At 65.9% G+C, this 17,633-nt stretch carries 20 protein-coding genes; 10 read left to right on the forward strand and 10 right to left on the reverse strand.

The window, feature by feature from the left end:
• Nucleotides 1-33 precede the first annotated feature (33 nt).
• Nucleotides 34-477: a cyclic nucleotide-binding domain-containing protein gene (locus ACSQ23_RS00130; protein WP_055887490.1), complete on the forward strand. Its 444-nt coding sequence runs from the start codon at nt 34-36 to the stop codon at nt 475-477.
• 72 nt (nt 478-549) lie between these two features.
• Here ACSQ23_RS00130 and ACSQ23_RS00135 read toward each other — a convergent pair whose 3' ends face one another.
• Both ACSQ23_RS00135 and ACSQ23_RS00140 read right to left on the reverse strand, forming a co-directional pair.
• Entirely contained in the window at nt 550-1,155 is a 606-nt protein-coding gene (locus tag ACSQ23_RS00135) for a helix-turn-helix transcriptional regulator (protein ID WP_055887493.1), read from the reverse strand.
• Nucleotides 1,103-1,966 (reverse strand): S1C family serine protease, encoded by an 864-nt coding sequence (locus ACSQ23_RS00140; RefSeq protein WP_436089334.1) that lies wholly within the window; start codon nt 1,964-1,966, stop codon nt 1,103-1,105. The genes ACSQ23_RS00135 and ACSQ23_RS00140 overlap by 53 nt, the downstream gene beginning before the upstream one ends.
• A gap of 137 nt (nt 1,967-2,103) precedes the next feature.
• Here ACSQ23_RS00140 and ACSQ23_RS00145 point away from each other — a divergent pair, with 137 nt between their 5' ends.
• The 4 genes from ACSQ23_RS00145 to ACSQ23_RS00160 all read left to right on the forward strand — a co-directional run bounded on the left by ACSQ23_RS00145 (nt 2,104) and on the right by ACSQ23_RS00160 (nt 5,383).
• Nucleotides 2,104-3,060 (forward strand): S1C family serine protease, encoded by a 957-nt coding sequence (locus ACSQ23_RS00145; RefSeq protein ID WP_436089335.1) that lies wholly within the window; start codon nt 2,104-2,106, stop codon nt 3,058-3,060.
• A gap of 245 nt (nt 3,061-3,305) precedes the next feature.
• On the forward strand, nt 3,306-3,680 hold the full coding sequence (locus tag ACSQ23_RS00150; protein WP_055887502.1) for a cupin domain-containing protein: 375 nt from the start codon (nt 3,306-3,308) through the stop codon (nt 3,678-3,680).
• 86 nt (nt 3,681-3,766) lie between these two features.
• Nucleotides 3,767-4,600 carry a hypothetical protein gene (locus ACSQ23_RS00155; RefSeq protein ID WP_055887505.1) on the forward strand — a complete coding sequence of 278 codons (834 nt, stop codon included), beginning with the start codon at nt 3,767-3,769 and terminating at the stop codon, nt 4,598-4,600.
• Between the two features lie 87 nt (nt 4,601-4,687).
• Nucleotides 4,688-5,383 (forward strand): L,D-transpeptidase, encoded by a 696-nt coding sequence (locus ACSQ23_RS00160; RefSeq protein WP_436089336.1) that lies wholly within the window; start codon nt 4,688-4,690, stop codon nt 5,381-5,383.
• Here ACSQ23_RS00160 and ACSQ23_RS00165 read toward each other — a convergent pair whose 3' ends face one another.
• A complete protein-coding gene (locus tag ACSQ23_RS00165; protein WP_056002469.1) occupies nt 5,384-5,605 on the reverse strand; it encodes a hypothetical protein in 222 nt (73 codons plus the stop codon).
• Nucleotides 5,606-5,736: 131 nt separating this feature from the next.
• Here ACSQ23_RS00165 and ACSQ23_RS00170 point away from each other — a divergent pair, with 131 nt between their 5' ends.
• Nucleotides 5,737-6,009, forward strand: a complete 273-nt coding sequence (locus ACSQ23_RS00170) for a hypothetical protein (RefSeq protein ID WP_436089337.1) — start codon at nt 5,737-5,739, stop codon at nt 6,007-6,009.
• Nucleotides 6,010-6,055: 46 nt separating this feature from the next.
• Here ACSQ23_RS00170 and ACSQ23_RS00175 read toward each other — a convergent pair whose 3' ends face one another.
• Both ACSQ23_RS00175 and ACSQ23_RS00180 read right to left on the reverse strand, forming a co-directional pair.
• Nucleotides 6,056-6,721, reverse strand: a complete 666-nt coding sequence (locus ACSQ23_RS00175) for an OmpA family protein (RefSeq protein ID WP_055887516.1) — start codon at nt 6,719-6,721, stop codon at nt 6,056-6,058.
• Nucleotides 6,722-6,849: 128 nt separating this feature from the next.
• The gene (locus ACSQ23_RS00180; protein WP_436089338.1) at nt 6,850-7,620 is read right to left on the reverse strand and encodes an SDR family NAD(P)-dependent oxidoreductase; all 771 of its coding nucleotides are present in this window, start codon (nt 7,618-7,620) and stop codon (nt 6,850-6,852) included.
• Between the two features lie 268 nt (nt 7,621-7,888).
• On the opposite strand from ACSQ23_RS00180, the gene ACSQ23_RS00185 reads away from it, so the two are divergent.
• Nucleotides 7,889-8,896: an endonuclease/exonuclease/phosphatase family protein gene (locus ACSQ23_RS00185; protein WP_436089339.1), complete on the forward strand. Its 1,008-nt coding sequence runs from the start codon at nt 7,889-7,891 to the stop codon at nt 8,894-8,896.
• A 23-nt stretch (nt 8,897-8,919) separates the two neighbouring features.
• Here ACSQ23_RS00185 and ACSQ23_RS00190 read toward each other — a convergent pair whose 3' ends face one another.
• Together ACSQ23_RS00190 and ACSQ23_RS00195 are read right to left on the reverse strand one after the other, a co-directional pair.
• Nucleotides 8,920-9,315 (reverse strand): RidA family protein, encoded by a 396-nt coding sequence (locus ACSQ23_RS00190; RefSeq protein WP_436089340.1) that lies wholly within the window; start codon nt 9,313-9,315, stop codon nt 8,920-8,922.
• Nucleotides 9,316-9,587: 272 nt separating this feature from the next.
• Nucleotides 9,588-10,913 (reverse strand): hypothetical protein, encoded by a 1,326-nt coding sequence (locus ACSQ23_RS00195; protein WP_055887526.1) that lies wholly within the window; start codon nt 10,911-10,913, stop codon nt 9,588-9,590.
• 383 nt (nt 10,914-11,296) lie between these two features.
• On the opposite strand from ACSQ23_RS00195, the gene hemA reads away from it, so the two are divergent.
• Entirely contained in the window at nt 11,297-12,577 is a 1,281-nt protein-coding gene (gene hemA / locus ACSQ23_RS00200) for a 5-aminolevulinate synthase (RefSeq protein ID WP_055887529.1), read from the forward strand.
• A gap of 170 nt (nt 12,578-12,747) precedes the next feature.
• Here hemA and ACSQ23_RS00205 read toward each other — a convergent pair whose 3' ends face one another.
• Together ACSQ23_RS00205 and ACSQ23_RS00210 are read right to left on the reverse strand one after the other, a co-directional pair.
• Nucleotides 12,748-13,359 (reverse strand): glyoxalase superfamily protein, encoded by a 612-nt coding sequence (locus ACSQ23_RS00205; protein ID WP_436089341.1) that lies wholly within the window; start codon nt 13,357-13,359, stop codon nt 12,748-12,750.
• 175 nt (nt 13,360-13,534) lie between these two features.
• Nucleotides 13,535-14,248, reverse strand: coding sequence for a glyoxalase superfamily protein (locus ACSQ23_RS00210; RefSeq protein WP_436089342.1), 714 nt, complete (start codon nt 14,246-14,248; stop codon nt 13,535-13,537).
• Between the two features lie 252 nt (nt 14,249-14,500).
• Between ACSQ23_RS00210 and maiA the strand changes: the two genes are divergently transcribed.
• Nucleotides 14,501-15,136, forward strand: coding sequence for a maleylacetoacetate isomerase (maiA, locus tag ACSQ23_RS00215; protein WP_056002475.1), 636 nt, complete (start codon nt 14,501-14,503; stop codon nt 15,134-15,136).
• A gap of 194 nt (nt 15,137-15,330) precedes the next feature.
• Here the strand turns inward: maiA and mscL are convergent, their stop codons facing one another.
• The gene (gene mscL, locus ACSQ23_RS00220) at nt 15,331-15,759 is read right to left on the reverse strand and encodes a large conductance mechanosensitive channel protein MscL (protein WP_055887542.1); all 429 of its coding nucleotides are present in this window, start codon (nt 15,757-15,759) and stop codon (nt 15,331-15,333) included.
• A gap of 256 nt (nt 15,760-16,015) precedes the next feature.
• Here mscL and ACSQ23_RS00225 point away from each other — a divergent pair, with 256 nt between their 5' ends.
• Nucleotides 16,016-17,632: a hybrid sensor histidine kinase/response regulator gene (locus tag ACSQ23_RS00225; protein WP_055887546.1), complete on the forward strand. Its 1,617-nt coding sequence runs from the start codon at nt 16,016-16,018 to the stop codon at nt 17,630-17,632.
• Nucleotide 17,633: the final 1 nt, after the last annotated feature.

Consider the following 17,633-nt stretch of genomic DNA (forward strand, 5'->3'; position numbering starts at 1 on the left):
AGGCTCCGCTGCCTATTCATGCGGGGATGAACCATGGCCAGCCTGCTGACACTCACCTATTCATCGCCGACGCTCGATGTCGCCAAGGGCGAGGAGCTGGTCACGCAGGGCACGCCCGGGCGCGATCTCTACGTGCTGGAGAGCGGCAAGTTCGTGGTCGAGCGGAACGGGGTGGCGATCGCGACGATCGAGCATTCCGACGCAATGATCGGCGAAATGTCGGTGCTGCTCGGCCGGCCGCACAGCGCCACCGTCCGGGCCGAGCGCGACAGCAAGGTGCGGGTGGTGCGCGACGCCATGCGCATCCTCGAAAAGCACCCGGAGCTGGCGCTCAGGATCGCCCAGTTGCAGAGCCAGCGGCTCGACGCCACCTCGGCGCTGCTGGTGGAGCTCAACCACGAGCATGTCGATAAGCCCGCCGAGCGGAACCTGATCGGGCGGATTTTCTCGACGCTGATGACGCCGGGGCAGCACTAGATATTTGGCACGGTGCTTCAGCTGTCGCCTCCCTCCCCCCGGCGCTACGCGTCCGCTAGGAGGGGAGCTAGGTCAGATCGCCACCAAGCCTTCGCGCAGGATGATCGACACCGCATCGGCGCGGTTGCGGGCGCCGAGCTTTTCGAGGATCGCGGTGACGTGGAACTTGGCCGTGTGCACCGAGATATCGAGTGCGCGGGCGATCACCTTGTTGGAGGCCCCATCGACCAGCAGTTCCGCGACCTGGCGTTCGCGCTGGCTGAGCCGCGGCAGGAGAGAGGCGGGCAACCGCTCGTTGCTGGCGCGCTCGACCGTCTCGCGCTCCAGCGCATAGCCGGCGCCGATCAGCAGGGCGGCGGCGAGGATCAGGCCGGGATCGAGGCTGTCGATGGCGTTGCGGCGCGCTTCGTCGGCGCCGACGCGCAGCACGCGGTGCGCACCGGTGACGCCGCCCAGCGCAGCCGGGCGATCGGTGATGGTGACCGCCGCCTCTTCGGCGTCGGCTTCGTAAAGGTCATGACGGCCGGCGATCAGAGTGCGGAGCACCTGTTCGAGGGCCGGGTCGGTGAGATCGAAGGCGACGCCGAGGACCAGCCCGCCGAGGACGGACTGCCCAACCGAAGCTTCAGCTCCGCGGACGTTCGCCGATAGTGATCTCGAGTTCCAATGCACTGCCACCGCGTTGCACTCCCAAGCTGATAGTCTTACCGACGGTGCCGGCGTTCAGGCGATCGGCGATATCGCTGACCGAATGCACCGCTGCTCCACCCCATGTGGTGATTATGTCGCCAACAAGGAAGCCCCCATTGGCAGCCGGGCTCGCCGGCTCGAGACCGACGACGATGGCGCCGCCAGCCGCTGCGAGTGGATGGAGGCTGACGCCGAGCCAGCCGCGCGGGATATAGCCCTTCTCGCTGAGCGTCGCCACCGAGCGGGCGATGGTCGAAGCCGGAATGGCGATGGTGCGGCGGCGAGCCCCGGTAACGGCCATGCCGATCAGGCTGCCATCGGGCGCTACCACGGCGCCGCCTTCGCTGCGCGGCGAGAGCCGAAGCCCGAGCGTAATGCGCGCATCGATCTCGCCGCCGCGCATGCTGCGCCAGGCCGAGCCGACCTCGGTGACCGAGGCGAGGCCCGACAACACCGAGTCCTCACCGCGTCCGACCAGCACTGCCAACGAGCCCGGCGCCGGCAGGGCGGCGTGGGTCCAGTCGGCAAACTCTGGGGTATCGAGCTTAAGCAGCGCCACGTCGGTGCTGGGATCGCGGCCGATGATCTGGGCGGTGGCGAGCTTGCCATCGGCGCCGAGCGCGGCGATTTCGTCGTCGCCCTCCAGCACCTCATCGGCGGTGATGGCAAGGCCGGTGCGCCAGATGAAACCCGAGAGTTCGCGGCCATCACGGCCCTGCAGAGCGATGATGCGGGGGGCGACGCCGGCGGTGAGCGCCGCAAGGGAAGCGGAAAGCGCCTGGAGTTCGGGGAAGGACATGTGAGTGGCCTGTTGCGGATGCTGGCGAAAACTTGCTCCCGGACCCGGCACCTCGAAAGCTCCCCATATGGGCAGGATCGCGGGCGGCGACCGCGAAACCCACATTTCTCGCTACACGAAACTGCCGGAGCATCCCAATGGCTCAGCCCTTGCCCTTCCCCACCGACCAACGTCTGCTCGATGTCTATTCGCTCACCGTTTCCGAGGTCGCCGAGACCGTCGGGCCGGCCGTCGGCATGGTGACCACCGACGGCAAGGGCCACGGCTCGGGCGTGGTGCTGTCGCAGGATGGGCTGGTGGTCACCAACTCGCACGTTGTCGGCAGCCACAAGGACGTGCATCTGGCGCTGCCCGACGGGCAGCGGCTGGCCGGGCGGGTGCTCGGCGCCGATCCCGACACAGATCTCGCCATCCTCAAGGTCGATGGCAGTGCGCTGCCGATCGCTTCGCTGGGCGACAGCAGCGAGCTCAAGCGCGGCCACATCGCCATCGCCATCGGCAACCCGCTGGGGTTCGAGTCGACGGTTACCGCCGGCGTCATCTCGGCGCTCGGGCGGAGCCTCCGCTCGCCTTCCGGGCGGCCGATCGAGGACGTGATCCAGACCGATGCGGCGCTCAATCCGGGGAACTCGGGCGGCGCACTGGTCTCGAGCCTCGGCGAGGTGGTGGGGATCAGCACGGCGATGATATCAGGGGCGCAGGGCATCTGCTTTGCGGTGGCCAGCAACACGGTGAAGCTGGTGCTGGGCGAAGTACTGCAGCATGGCGGAGTACGGCGCGCCTATCTTGGCGTCGCGGCCGACACGGTGAACCTGCCGCGGCGGGTGGCCGACGCCGCCCATGTCGGCACGCAGACGGCGGCAGTACTGCACTCGATCGTCGTCGATGGCCCCGCGGCCCGGGCCGGGGTGCGTGAGGGCGACGTGCTCTTGAGCCTCGACGGTCGTCCGGTCGAAGGCCCCGGTCCGCTGCTGCGGATGCTCACCGCCGACGCCATCGGCCGGCGCGTCCGGCTGCAGCTGTTGCGGCAGGGCCGGCTGCTGGAACTGGATGTGGTGCTGACGCAGCGGCCGAGCGGGCCGGAGGGACGCTGAGTTCCGAGCGTGTGGCCCACCCCCACCCTTGATCCCTCCCCACAAGGGGGAGGGAGACCCTCACGCCGACATCTCGGTTCCATCGTCTCCCTCCCCCTTGTGGGGAGGGCAGCAAAGCTTGTGAGCGAAGCGAACTAGCGTCGCTGGGTGGGGGCGCCCCACGCACCGGCTGGAGTAACCTCACCACCGTCTTGCTGCTGTGACGCCCGTTCACTACGGTGCCGCTCAATGGCGGAGGACATGTCATGGCGGCTGAGTGCAAGGTGATCCGGGGCGGCGAGGGCTTCCGCGGCAAGCAGGGGCTCGACTATTTCGCCGGTGTTTCGGCGCAGTCGGCCGGCGCGAAGGGCATCTGTATGCACATGGCGGTGATCCCGCCCGGCGCCGAGGCCAAGCCGCACTATCACGAGGCGCATGAGACAGCGATCTTCCAGATCGAGGGCTCGACCTCGTTCCGGCACGGGCCGAACCTCGAGTTCACCGATGTCGTGAACGAAGGCGACTATGTCTACATCCCCGCCGGCGTGCCGCACCAGCCGTTCAACCCGACCAACAGGATGGCGCGGGCGATCATCGCCCGAACCGATCCCAACGAGCAGGAAAGCGTGGTGCTGATCTAGCTCCCGCTGTTCGCCACTTTCCTCGATCCCGCTCAGTTTGTTTGTCGCGCAATCGATTTTCCTGATCACGCTCCGGAAGCTCCACGATGCAGAAACTCCTCGTCCTCCAATCGCTGTGGACCATGATCGGCCTCAAGGGGGCGCCGCGCGAGCGCTCGCTCGAGGCCAATGTCGAGATCATCGCCAATGCCGGGTTCGATGGCTTCGGCACCCAGTGGATCGATCCCGAGATGGCGCAGCGGGCGGGCCGGCTGGCGAAATCCGCCGGGCTGGTGGTCGAGGGTCTGTGCTTTCCCACCGATATCGACAGCCTCCTGCCGGTGCTCGAATGGGGCGCGGCCTATGGCGTGCACCACATCAACATCCAGCCCAACCTCCGCCCACGGACGCTGGCCGAAGCGGTGCGAGTGGCGGAGGGCTGGCTCAAGCTTTCCGAGCAGGTGCCGTTCCCGGTCTATGTCGAGACGCATCGCGACCGGATGACCAACGACCTGCATTTCACCCTCGACCTGATCGCTGCCCTGCCCGAGCTGAAGCTGCTCGGCGACCTCTCGCACTACGTGGTCGGCCGCGAGATCGCCTTGCCGGTGCCCGAGGAAATCGAAGCGCAGATGACGACGATCCTCGAGCATTGCTGGGCCTTTCACGGCCGGGTCGCCAGCAGCGAGCAGGTGCAGCTGCCGCTGTCGTTTCCCCAGCATGCCCCGTGGCTCGAGCAGTTCGGCACCTGGTGGCGCAACGGCTTTGCCGACTGGAAGAACCGGGCCGGCGCGGATGCGGAGCTCAGCTTCCTCTGCGAGCTCGGCCCGCAGCCCTACGCCATCGCCGGGGCTGATGGAACCGACCTCACCGACCGCTGGGCGGAGTCGCTGCAGCTGCGCGACCTGGCGCGGGCGGCGTGGGGCCGAACGATAAATTGATCGACAGGCAACTTGCCTGAGCCATAATGGTGCGCAAGCTGAGGTAGTAATCAGCTCTGGTGGGCAGCCTTTCAGGGGGCGAGTTCCGTGCAGGCGAAGACGATCGGCAATAACGGCCCGTCGCGGCGGGCCTTTCTCTTGGGTGCAGCGAGTTTCGGCGGGTTGGCGCTGACCGGTTGCTCGACCACCATCGGCAATCGGCAGGTGACGGTCCCCAACCTGCTGCCGGCGATTATCTCGCCCTATTACCTGCAGATCTACGGTGCGATGCCGGAGGAAAAATTCCCGGTGCCGGCCGTCGACCTCAATAAGGTCGACCAGCGCTATCTGAGGACCGAGGTGGACGATCCCACTGGCGAGAAGCCCGGCACCATCGTGGTCGAGACTTCGGCGCGCTTTCTCTACCTGGTGCAGGACAATGGCACCGCCATCCGCTACGGCGTCGGCATCGGGCGCGACGGCTTCACCTGGTCGGGGCGCGGCAGTATCGGGCGCAAGGCGCAATGGCCGACCTGGTATCCGCCGGCCTCGATGATGCAGCGGCAGCCCGAAACGCGCGAGTTCGCCGGCGGCATGCCCGGCGGCATGAACAATCCGCTGGGCGCACGGGCGATGTACATCTACCGCAACGGCGTCGACACCATCTACCGGATCCACGGCACGCGCGAGTACTGGAGCATCGGCAAGGCGGTGTCGTCGGGCTGCGTGCGGCTGATCAACCAGGACGTGATCGACCTCTACTCACGCGTGTCGGTGGGGACACCGATCATTGTGCGCGGCTGATCAGTTCTGCTTGCGGATTGTCGCCTTGGGCACCGGGCAGTTCATCTTGCCGGTGAAGGGATCGAGGGTGCAGGTCGGCCAGATGTGGCAATTCAGCTTCTTGGTGAACGGGTCGAGCGTGCAGTTCGGGGGAATGCTGTCGCCGTTGTTGCGCTCGGCAAAGGCGGGCGCGGCGCCAAGGGCAGTGACGAGAACGGCGGAAAGCAGAGCAATGCGGAGCATGGTCTTGGTCCTCTCGGCTGGTTCTATGGTTCCGACCGTGCGCCGGGCCGACTGAACGAGCGCTGAGGAGCGCGTTCAGGGAACCAAGCGGCCAGGACCTACTTGTTCGATCACCATCGGAGGGAGATGCGATGAGTGCCGACGTGAGACGAACGCCCAAGGTGGCGCGAGTGGATCAGTTGATCGACGAAAACGGCCAGCCGATCTCGCTGCCGGAGAACTCCACCCTCAGGGTGACGCGCGATGTCGAGGAGAGCATCGGCGGCACCGGGCCGACCAATTGGTGGAAACGCGGACTGATCGGCTTGGGGATCGTGGCGGTGATCCTCCTCGGCTTCCAGCTGCTCGCCAGCACCACCCGCTCGCCGGCCACCGCGCCAGCGGCCACGACCGCCGGGCAATGAAAAAGGCCCGGGAGATGCCCGGGCCTCGATCTCGATGTCGCCGAACTCAGCCCTGGATGGGCGAGAGCTGGATTTCGACGCGGCGGTTCTGCGCGCGGCCCGACTCGGTGCCGTTGGAGGCGATCGGATCCTCCTCGCCCTTGCCGGTGATGTAGAAGCGGCGCTGGTCGACGCCCTGGCTGGCGAGGATGGTCGCCACGGCCGTGGCGCGCTTCTGGCTCAGCTCCAGGTTGTAGCTGTCCGAGCCTTGGGAGTCGGTGTGGCCATAGACGTCGATGACGGTCTTGTTGAACTTCTTCAGCACCAGGCCCACCGAGATCAGCGTCTCGCTGAACTTGGGCTGCACTGTCGCCGAGTCGGTGGAGAAGGTGATGTTGGACGGCATGTTGAGGATGATCTGCTGGCCGACGCGGGTCACCGAAACCCCGGTACCCTGCAACTGGGCGCGCAGCTCGGCCTCCTGCTGGTCCATATAGCTGCCGATGGCCGCCCCGGTGAGGCCGCCGACGCCGGCGCCGATCAGCGCCGCGACACGCGGGTCAGCGCCGGTCGCCGCGCCGATAATGCCACCGACCACGGCGCCGCCGCCCGCACCGAGCAGCGCGCCGCCGGTGGTGTTGGAGAGCTGGCTCTGGCCGGTATAGGGATTGATCGAAGTACAGGCGCTCAGCGACAGGGCCGCGAGGCCGGCGATCAGTATCTTGGATTTCATCGAGTCCCCCGTAGGTGTGGCGCACGTTCTCGCCACCGATTGCGGCAGCAAGGTGTCGCCTCGCCGCCTTTGCCCGCGGCGAGACTAGATCATGAACGCCCCGTGTTGAAGCAGTCGTTTGCGGCCGATCAGCCGTGCGCCCAGCCGCCATCGACGATGAAATCCTGAGCGGAGATCATCTTGGAATCGTCGGCCGCGAGGAACAGCACCATGCGGGCGATATCCTCGGGGTAGAGCCGCCCCTTCAGCGCCTGCTGCTGGTCGAGCGAGGCCATCGCCTCGGGAGTGGCCCAGAGCGAAAGCTGCCGCTCGGTCATGATCCAGCCCGGCACCAGGGTGTTCACGCGCACGCCATGCTGGCCATACTCCTTGGCCATCGAGCGCGACATGCCATGCATGGCGGCCTTGGCGGCGGTGTAGACAGTGAGCTGCGCCGAGAGCGTCATCCAGCTGACCGAGCCGAAATTGATGATCGAACCGCGGTTGGCGGCGACCATACCCGGGGCCACCGCCTGCGCGGCGAAGAAGGCGTGCTTCAGGTTGACGGCGATACGCTTGTCCCAATCCTCGGGGCTGACCTCGGCGATATCGTGCCGGTGGTCGTTCGCCGCGTTGTTGACCAGCGCCAGGGTCGGGCCGTGTGCCGCCTCGAAACCCTTGATGGCCGCCTGGTAGGCAGCAATGTCGGTGACGTCGCAGCGGGTGAATCTCACCGTGCCGCCGGCTGCGTTCAGCTCGGCCGCCAGCTTGTCGCCCGCCTCGCCAGAGATATCGACGAAGCCGACTTTGCTGCCCTGCGCCGCGAAGGCGCGGACCATGCCCTCGCCGATACCCGAAGCGCCGCCGGAGATGATCACCGGCATGCCCTTGAGACTGGGATAGATTGCATATTCAGACACGGAAACCCCCGGGAAACAGTATTGGCGGGGGATTTAGCGCGCGGTTAGGCGCGCGACAAGGCGCGATCCGTACGCCGGTGCGTTTCACCGTTTCGATGAAACGGCGATACGCACCAGATCGTTGATTTGTCGCGCTTTCGAACCGGAAAAGTCTGCAACTTTTCCTGAAAGCGCTCCGGGTTACGCCAACCCACGATTTGTCACCGGGACGACATATCGGCTGGCTAGGGGAGGCGTTCCCCTCCTCGCTGACCAAGTGCCAACACCCATGTCTCTCGATCTCGTCAAACCCGCCCAGATTGCCCTGCTGCAAGGGCCGCCGCAGGCCGAGCGCGACCGGCTGGACGCGCTGGAGCGGACCGAGGCCAACCATGCCGAGGCCCTCGCCGGCCTCGCCTGCCTGCAGCGCGTCGAAGTGCCGGTCGCCGAACGCGGCGACGTGCTGGCCTTCCCGCTGACCGTCGCCGCCTGGAACCTTGAGCGCTGCTACAATGTCGAGAAGTCCGCCGCGGTGCTGCAGCGCGAAGGCGCAGAACTGGTGCTGCTGTCGGAAGTCGACAACGGCATGGCGCGCACCGGCCAGCGGCACACCTCACGTGACATCGCGGTCGAACTCGGCATGAACTACGCCTTCGGGGTCGAATTCCTCGAATTGGAGCTCGGCGCCGAAGTGGAGCTCGAGTTCTGCGAAGACGATTTCAACCGCCATGGCTTTCACGGCAACGCGCTGCTGTCGAAGGCGGCGTTGCAGGCGCCGGTGATGATCCGGCTCGAGCCGCATGGGCACTGGTTCACGCCGGAAAGTCCGGCCCGCCGGGTGGGCACGCGCTGCGCCATCGCAACGGCGGTTGAGACGACCGAGGGGCCGCTCTATGCGGTGTCGGTGCATCTCGAGAACCGCGGCGATGCTGGATATCGCGAAGCACAGGTGAGGCGCCTCATCGACGCGATCGACGAACTCGCCGGCGCCGCGCCGGTGATCATCGGCGGCGACCTCAATACCGGGCTCGCCGATGGCGGCGACTTCGAGAAGGAAACGCTGTTCGCCCACGCCTATGGCCGCAGCTTCGAACGGCATGGTGGGCCGATCGGCCAGACCACGACGCGCCCGAGCCGGGTCAGCCGCAGCCCACGGGGAACGTGGAAGCTCGACTGGTTCCTGACGCGCGGGCTGCTGGTGGAGGACAGCCGCATCGTGCCGTCGCTGGCCGACGACGGCGAGGTGCTGTCGGACCACGATATGGTGGTGGCGAAGCTGGGTGGGTTCAGGGGCTGAGTGGCCCTCGTCCCCACTCACGGTCAATCGACGACCGCGATTGCATCGACCTCGATCAGATAGCCGGGTGATAGCGTAGCGACGCCGAGGACCGTATCTGCCGGCTTGTGATCGCCGAACAGTGCAACCCGCGCCTGCTCGATAATCGGCAGGCACGCGTCGCGCTCGTAGTTGACGACATAGATGTTGATCCTGGTGACCTGGTCGGTCCGAGCTCCGGCGGCAGAGAGGGCACGACCGAGATTGTCGAAAACCTGTCGTGCTTGGGTCGCCAGATCGCCGCGACCTACGAGCTTGCCATGGATATCCTCGGGCTCCTGCCCTGCGATGAACACCAACTTGCTGCCGGTGGCCACAACGACCTGGGTGTAGGTTTGTGGAACGGGGAGATCGCTGGGGTTGATGAGTTCAAGCGCCATTGTTCAGCTATCCGATGGTGGGCGGCGAGGACGGGGTGCCGCCGAAGCGGGATATGGTGGTGACGCGTGGCGGCGATCAACAGCAACAGCGACCGGCCGACAACCACCGGCCGTCAGCCGGAGCCCAGTGCTCAGGCCCATCCACCGGCACAACCGTGCCGACCTTGCTGTGAAGGATCGGAGGGGTTGCATCCGGACCGACCGTCCGAGCAGTGGGTCCCGGCTCTCGCCGGGATGATGGCCGGTGGGTATCTGCGCTATCTCGCCTTGGCTCAGACGGTGTCGTCTTCGACGATCACCTTGCCGGTCGGGGCGACGTCCATCGCTTCGACCTTCTGCAGCAGCTGCTCGATCTTTTCCACATTGGCGATGTGGCGGGTTTCCATCGAGAAGTTCAGCGTGATGTACTCGCGGCCGGGACAGAAGGTGCAGATATTGGCGGCCGGGTGCCAGGCGCCGCAGTAGATCGGCTCCATCATGCCATGGGTCATCGGGCCATAGGTGCGGTGCGGCGGCACCAGGGTGAGCACGATGTGGATGCCGCCGTTGAAACGCCAGAAGCGCTTGCCGGGCAGGAACGGCGCGATGCGGTTGAGGCCGCGCAGCGCCTTGAACATCGAGTTCATCATCACCTGGAACTTGGTGATGTCCTTCTTCTCGATCTTGTCGATGGTGTCGTCGACCTTGCGGACATAGGCGACGAAATCGTCGATCACCTCGAACTTGGCTTCGAGCGCCCGGACGCGGAAGAAATCATCATCGGCATCGTGGCGCTTGCCATCGAGCATGGTGTAGGCGGCGCCGATCACCTTTTTCGACATGTGCCGGTCCTCACCCTCGCCGTTGAGGGCGTGGGTGACGAGCGCGAACATCAGCGAGCGCTGGCGCACGCCGAGCTTATTGGCGAGCAGCCGCAACCGGTGGCGCTTCAGCGCCAGGGTCTTGAAGCCCCACGGTTTGTCCGGCGGCGCGAGGATGTTGGCGAGGGTCACGTACATGAAGGTCATGCCCCAACCACGCAGCGTGCCCTTGATGCGGGCGCCGAGCCCGACCTTGTTGGATTTATCGCTCATCACGCCATGGCCGGCGGAGGCAGAGCGGGTGAGCAGCGCCGAATCGGAGCCTTCGAGCAGTGCGTGGCTCGAGCGCACCTGGATCATCGAGGCGCGGCCCATCTCGTCGGGTCCGCTGCGGCGGACCACCGCGGAGACGCGGAACAGCGGCAGGTCGTCACGCTCGAAGATATCGGGCGATTTCGACACCCACTTGTCGGGATAGCCGTCGAACTCGTCGACTTCCTCGACATGGGTGATGGCATCGAGCAGGTGCTTGGGGAACGGCTGGCCCGGCCGGGCGCCGACGAAGCCGTGGCTCAGCTGCGGGGCCAGCGCCACCATGTCGGCGACCAGATTGCCCAGCGATTCCTTGTCGAAATGCGACTTCGAAGCGGCGGTGAAGAACACCGTGTCGCGCGCCTCGTAGAGGAACCACTGGAAATCGGTGAACAGCGCCTGCGGATGCTTGTTAACGGCGGCAAGCGCCAGGTCGAGCACCTCGGCATGGTCGTTGGCGAAGCTGGACGAAGAGAAGCTCTTCATGGCGGATCCCCCTGTTTCCGTAAGGTTGATAGTAGCGGACGCCGGAACCGGGTCAACGGAAAGGCATCGGGGCCGTTAATCCCACGTCGAACGGCCTAGCGAGCGCAGTGACACGATCGCGCTGAACCCATTCTGAACGCAGAATATCACCAGTCGGATAAGGCAGATGCGACGAGTTGCGCACATCTGTTTGATTGGCAGCGAAGGCGCCATTGTTTAGGATGGTTCCAGGCTGCACCGGCAAGCTGCAGCCCGGCCAATGACTTGTATAAGCCGCCGCGCGGCGAATTGACCTATGTCAATGCCCGGGTCTGGGGAATAGCTATCTCCTTGACCGGTGAGGTCGCCAGCAGGCGAAAGGCCTGCGCTACGAGAGTGGAACTATGGACTATCGCGGGTTTTTCGAGGACGCCGTCGACACCTTGCGGCAGGAAAAGCGCTATCGCGTTTTCGCCGATCTCGAACGAATTGCCGGGCGGTTTCCCCGGGCCATCTTCCGGGACAGTGCCGACAACCAGCGCGAGATCACCATCTGGTGCTCGAACGATTATCTCGGCATGGGCCAGCACCCGGTCACCATCGCGGCCATGCAGGACACTGCAGCGCGACTCGGCGTCGGCGCCGGCGGCACCCGCAACATTTCCGGCACCAACCGGCCGCTGGTCGAGCTCGAGCGTTCGCTCGCGGACCTGCATCGCAAGGAAGCAGCGCTGGTGTTCACCTCGGGGTTCGTCTCCAACGAGGCCGCGATCTCGACCATTGCGCGGCTGCTCCCCGATTGCGTGATCTTCTCGGACCAGCTCAACCACGCCTCGATGATCCAGGGCGTGCGCCAGTCGGGCATGGAAAAGAAGATCTTCCGTCACAACGACGTAGCGCACCTGCGTGAGCTGTTGGCGTCGGTCGATCGCAAGCGCCCCAAGCTCATCGTCTTCGAGTCGGTCTATTCGATGGATGGCGATGTGGCGCCGATCGCCGAGATCTGCGACCTCGCCGAGGAATTCGGCGCGCTGACCTATATCGACGAAGTGCACGCGGTGGGCATGTATGGCCCGCGCGGCGGTGGCATTGCCGACCGCGAGGGCCTGATGGGCCGCATCGATATCATCGAGGGCACGCTCGCCAAGGGCTTTGGCGTGATGGGCGGCTATGTCGCCGCCAACCAGGCGATCATCGACGCGATTCGCTCCTATGCGCCGGAGTTCATCTTCACCACCGCCCTGCCCCCGGCGCTGTGCGCCGCGGCGCGCGCCTCGATCGAGCACCTCAAGCTCTCCTCGGTAGAGCGCGAAGGCCAGCAGCGCCAGGCGCAGCTGACCAAGGATATCCTTGGTGATGCCGGCCTGCCGGTGCTGAAGACCGACACCCATATCGTGCCGGTGATCGTCGGTGACGCGCGCCTCTGCAAGGCGGCGAGCGACATGCTGCTGGAAAAGCACAACATCTACATCCAGCCGATCAACTACCCCACCGTGCCCAAGGGCACGGAGCGGCTGCGCATCACGCCGACGCCGCTCCACACCGACGAGATGATCATCGAGCTCCGCCACGCGCTGGTGAGCGTCTGGGCCAGCCTCGAGCTGCCACGCGAACGCCCGACCGCCAAGGTCAGCTCGAACAAGCTGATCAGCGGAGACCTGACGCTCACTGGCGCCGGCGGCTGAGGCCTCTGCCTTCTTCTCCCCTGAGGGAGGCACCAAAGGCGCACCACACTCGATGTCATCCCAGCGAAAGCTGGGACCCAACTCGCCGCAACGCAAGTGGATGAATGGGTCCCAGCTTTCGCTGGGATGACACCGGTGGGGTGGCGGGTCTGGGCCATCCACCGCAAGTGTCACGCCACTGTCGGCACCACCTCTTCCAGCCGAAACCCGCGCGCCCAGATCTCGCCGCCACCGGCGAGCTGCAAGCCGTAGCGGATCAGTGCGGCCGTTTCGGGCACTGCCATCACCACTTCGCTGCCGGTCCAGCCGAAATCGCCGCGCGCCGGATTGTTGGCCACATTGATCGGGCGGCCGTCGGCGGCGTCGAGCTTCAGCCAGATGGCGCCGCGCTCCACGGCCTTGCCCATCAGTTCGGCGCCGAGCCGAACCGTCTTGCCGCGCCAAGGGGCGGCGGGGATGGTGCGCATCAGCCCGCCGAACTCATCGACGTCGACGATGTCGTTGGGGCTGGTCGAGGCGACGTGCATGGCGCCCGGCAGGTCGGGATCGAGCCCGGCCCGATAGGCGTTGCCCCGGCCGATGCCGGTGAGCGTCCAGCCCGCCGGCAGCGCCGGCGGCTGGGCTTCGGCGTTAATGCGGGCAGCGAGCCTGTTCCAGTCGGCAAAGCCGAACTGCAGCGCCACCAGCTCGAGGCAATCGGAATGGCTGAGTTCGAGTTGCCTGTCGGCAAGGCCCTGGCGCAACGCACGGGCCATCTGCTTGGCGTCAAGGAAACTATGCATGGTCTGGACCTTTCACCGGGCAGCAAGAAGGGTCAGTGCTCGCATTGCTGACGGCTTGCCCGAGGTCAAACCACAAGGATGAAGTCGCGCGGTTCACCGTCCCCAAAGGGTGCGAGCGGCAGGCTGCACGGGCCTGCCGCTCAGTCTCACCTTCGGCGATACGAAGTCAACCGGATCAAGCCACCGGCTGTTCGCCGCCGAAATCGAGATTGGTTGGGCGGCTCAGGTAGCGAGGACCGGGCTCGGTGGTGGCGACATCCACCCCAACGGGATGGAGGGCGAAGCGGCGGGCCCAGGCTTTGCCGCTGCCGCGCAGGAAGAAGCCGTAGTGGATGGTTGCCGCTGTCTCGGGCACATCGAGGACGATCTGCCGCTCGGTCCAGCCGAGGGTGCCGGCAAGCGGACCACCGGGCCGCTGCAGCAGGTTGTCGAAGTGCAGGTACCTTCCCTCGGCCGGATCGACACGCATCCAGAGCGTCGCGGTCTCCGCCGCTTCGCTACGCAGCTCCGCCGTCAGCCGCAGCCGGCTGCCGCGATAGGGGTCGGCGAGGATCGACTGCATCAGCACCGCCGTCTCGCCGGCAGCGCGATCGATCGCCTGGTCCCGGTCCGGGCGGCTTTCGATCAAGGCGGTGCCCGGCGCCTTCGGATCGATGCCAAGGCGATAGTTCCCCTCATTGGTGTGGCCGGCGACATGCCAGCCAGGCGGTAGCTCAAGCGGCGCCAGCTGCGCTGCCTCGATGCGAGCGGCGAGCATGTTCCAGTTGGCAAAGCCATACTGGCGGGCGACCAGTTCGAGCGCGTCGGAGTGCGAAATCTCCTGGCCGCGTTCGGCGAGGGCCTGGCGCAGCGCCTTGGCCATATGCTTGGAGTCGAGAAAGGAATGCATGGTCTGATCCTCTGGCGGACAGCGCGTGGGGTCAGTGCTCGCATTGCTGACGGGCTGTCCGTTGAAGGTCAAACCCGCTTGGTGGTGGTGCATTCACCTTTCCCGTGAGGGTGCGAGCGGCGGGCTGCACCAGCCCTGCCTTCGCAAGATATCGGCGCTGTCGAGTCTGTCAAATCGCTGGCAAGTCTGCAAACAGCTGGCAAGTCTCCAAACCGCTGGACTGTGACAACGGCTCCAGCCAAGCTTGTCGCCATGCAGCTCCGTCTTCATTCCCGCTACCAGAACTCCGCCGGCCAGCGTGTGCGGATCGTGCTCAACCTCAAGCGCATCGGCTACGAATATGTGCCGGTGCCCTCGGCCAGTTCTCCCGCATACCGCGCCATCAACCCGCAGGGGTTGATGCCGGCGCTGGAGATCGACGGGCGGATCGTGGCGCAATCGCTGGCGATCATCGGGCTGGTGGATGAGCTCTATCCCGACCCGCCCCTGCTGCCGGCCGATCCATTCGATCGGGCCGAAGCACGCGCCTTCGCGCTTTTGATCGCGGCGGATGTGCACCCGATCAACAACAACCGGGTGCGCAAGTACCTGGCCGGCCCGATCGGCGCCAGTGAGGCTGCGATCGACGGCTGGTACCGGCACTGGATCGCCACGGCGTTCGAGAGCCTCGAGACGGCGCTGGCGCGTCGGACACGCCCGACCCGCTACGGCTTCACCGAGACCCCTGGCCTTGCCGAAGCCTGCCTCGTGCCGCAAATGGCCAATGCCCGACGCTTCGGCTGCGACCTCGCCCCCTACCCGCGGCTCGAAGCGCTCGACGCCTCATGTCGCGACCTGCCCGAGTTCGTTGCGGCTCGGCCGGAGATGCAGGTGGATTATCCAGGGTAGGCATTTCGCCTGATAGCACTCTGTTGGGCACCGGCCCCTCCCCCATCCACGGTGACACCGTGCATGGGGTGGCTTTGAGTGCCCTCAACTGCCCAAGAGTTCATCCAACTCAGGCGACCTGCGAACGGCGTAGAAACGAGAAACGCACGCCGGCCAAGCGGCGTGCGTTCCAAAACGTCATAAGCGGGTTGCGCTTACTTCTGCGCCTTGATGGCGTCGCGGATCTCGGTGAGCAGCTTTTCTTCGGTGGTAGGAGCCGGCGGCGCGGCGGGAGCAGCGGCTTCCGACCTGCGCAGGCGGTTGATGCCCTTGACCACGAGGAACAGCACGAAGGCGATAATGGTGAATTTCACCACGGCATTGATGAACAGGCCGTAGTTGAGGGTCGCGACACCGGCAGCGCGGGCAGCAGCGACCGACGGGACCGGGACATTATTGGGGTTGGAAATGACGAGGAACAGGTTCGAGAAGTCGATGCCGTTGAGGATCAGCCCGATGATCGGCATGAACAGGTCGTCGACGACGGACGAGACGATGGCGCCGAACGCGGCGCCGATGATCACACCGATGGCCAGGTCAATGACGTTGCCCTTCAAGGCAAAATCGCGAAATTCCTTGAACATGTAAGTCCCCTTGGTTGGCGGCGCCGACCGGCCTCCCCGTGGCGGCAGATGACCCAAGCCGCGCCCTCGCTTGAGTTTTTCCCTGTTTGGACGACAAAGCAACTCAACTGTTGCGCCGGCCGGGCGTCGCTGTGGACGATGACACGGAGCGTTCCCGGCCCACCCATTGAAGAAACGGGGATAACAGCCCCGACTTTGTGCGGCCTTGCGACAGCGGGGGCCGGGGCAGATATTGGGGCGGGGCACGGAATTTGAGATGGTCGAGACGCTGACCGAGACACAGGAATCGCTGCGACAGGCGATTGAGCATATCCCGCAGGGCGTGGCGGTGTTCGATCGCGACCTGCGGCTGGTCACCTGCAACTCGCGCTATGGCGAACTGCTGGCGCTGCCGGCCGACCTGATGCGCTCGGGGACGGCACTTTACGACATGGCGCTGTTTGTGGCGCGGCGCGGCGATCTCGGCGCCGGCGACGCGATTTCGCTCGCGGCACAGCGGGTGCAGACACTGACCCAGTCGCACACCACGGTCAGCCAGCGGCTCGGCGCCAAGGGCCAGGTGCTGGAGTTCCACTCGGCGCGCCTGCCCGATGGCGGACTGGTGATCAGCTTTGCCGACGTGACGGCGCGGGTGGATGCCGAGACCGAGCTTGCCAGCATCAATCAATCGCTCGAGGGCCGGGTCGAGGAGCGCACGGCGGCGCTGATCCGGGTGAACTCGGAGCTCGAAGTGGCGCGGGCCAAAGCCGACGCCGCCAACCGCGACAAAACCCGGTTCTTTGCTGCTGCCAGCCATGACCTGCTGCAGCCGCTCAATGCGGCGCGGCTCTATACCTCGACGCTGGTGGAGCGCGCCGGCGGCACCGGGCTCGACGAGTTGGCGCATTCGATCGAAGCCTCGCTCACCGCGGTCGAAGAAATCATGGCGGCGTTGCTCGATATCTCACGCATCGACGCGGGCGCGGTGAAGCCGGCGGCGACACCATTCCAGGTCCGCGACCTGCTCAAGAAGGTCGATGTCGAGTTCGCTCCACTGGCGCTGAAGAAGGAGATCGACCTGAGATTGGTCGATACCTCGCTCGCCGTGGTGGGCGACCGGGCGCTGACGGCGCGCGTCATCCAGAACCTCGTTTCCAACGCCATCAAGTATACCCGCCCCGGCGGCCGGGTGCTGGTCGGCGCCCGGTTGCGTGGCACCAGGGTGCGGTTCGACGTGATCGATACCGGCATCGGCTTCAACAAGGACCAGCACGCGCTGATCTTTGCCGAATTCAGCCGGCTGGAGCATGGCGCCCGGATGGCGCAGGGGCTCGGCCTCGGGCTGTCGATCGTCAAGCGCCTGGTGACGGCGCTCGGCCTGACGATGGAGCTCGAGAGCAAGGAGGCGCGCGGTTCGCGCTTCTCGCTCTACCTGCCGTACCATCGCTCGCTCAAGGTGATGCCCGAGGAAGGTCCGGCGCGCGAACCGACCTCCAACCTTAACGGCTTGCGTATCCTCTGCGTCGACAACGAACGCGCCATCCTCGATGCCATGGAAGGGCTGCTTGGCGGCTGGGGCTGCGACGTGCGCTCGGCCCGCTCGCTCAAGGACATCGACAAGGATGGGCTGCTGCTCGGCTGGCTGCCGGACCTGGTGCTGATGGACTACCACCTCGACCAGACCTCCGGCCTCGATGCCATCGAGTGGCTGCGCCACAATGTCGGCGGCCACCTCCCCGCGGCCCTCGTTACCGCCGACCGCAGCCCGGCGGTGCGGGCGCTGGCTGAGGATCGCGGCATCACCGTGGTGACCAAGCCGGTGAAGCCGGCAGCTCTGCGCGCCACGATCAGCCAGCTGGCGGGCCAGCGCGGCCGGAAACGGGTCGAGGCCTAGG

This window comes from Devosia sp. LjRoot16 (assembly GCF_964252795.1).
GTDB lineage: Bacteria > Pseudomonadota > Alphaproteobacteria > Rhizobiales > Devosiaceae > Devosia_A.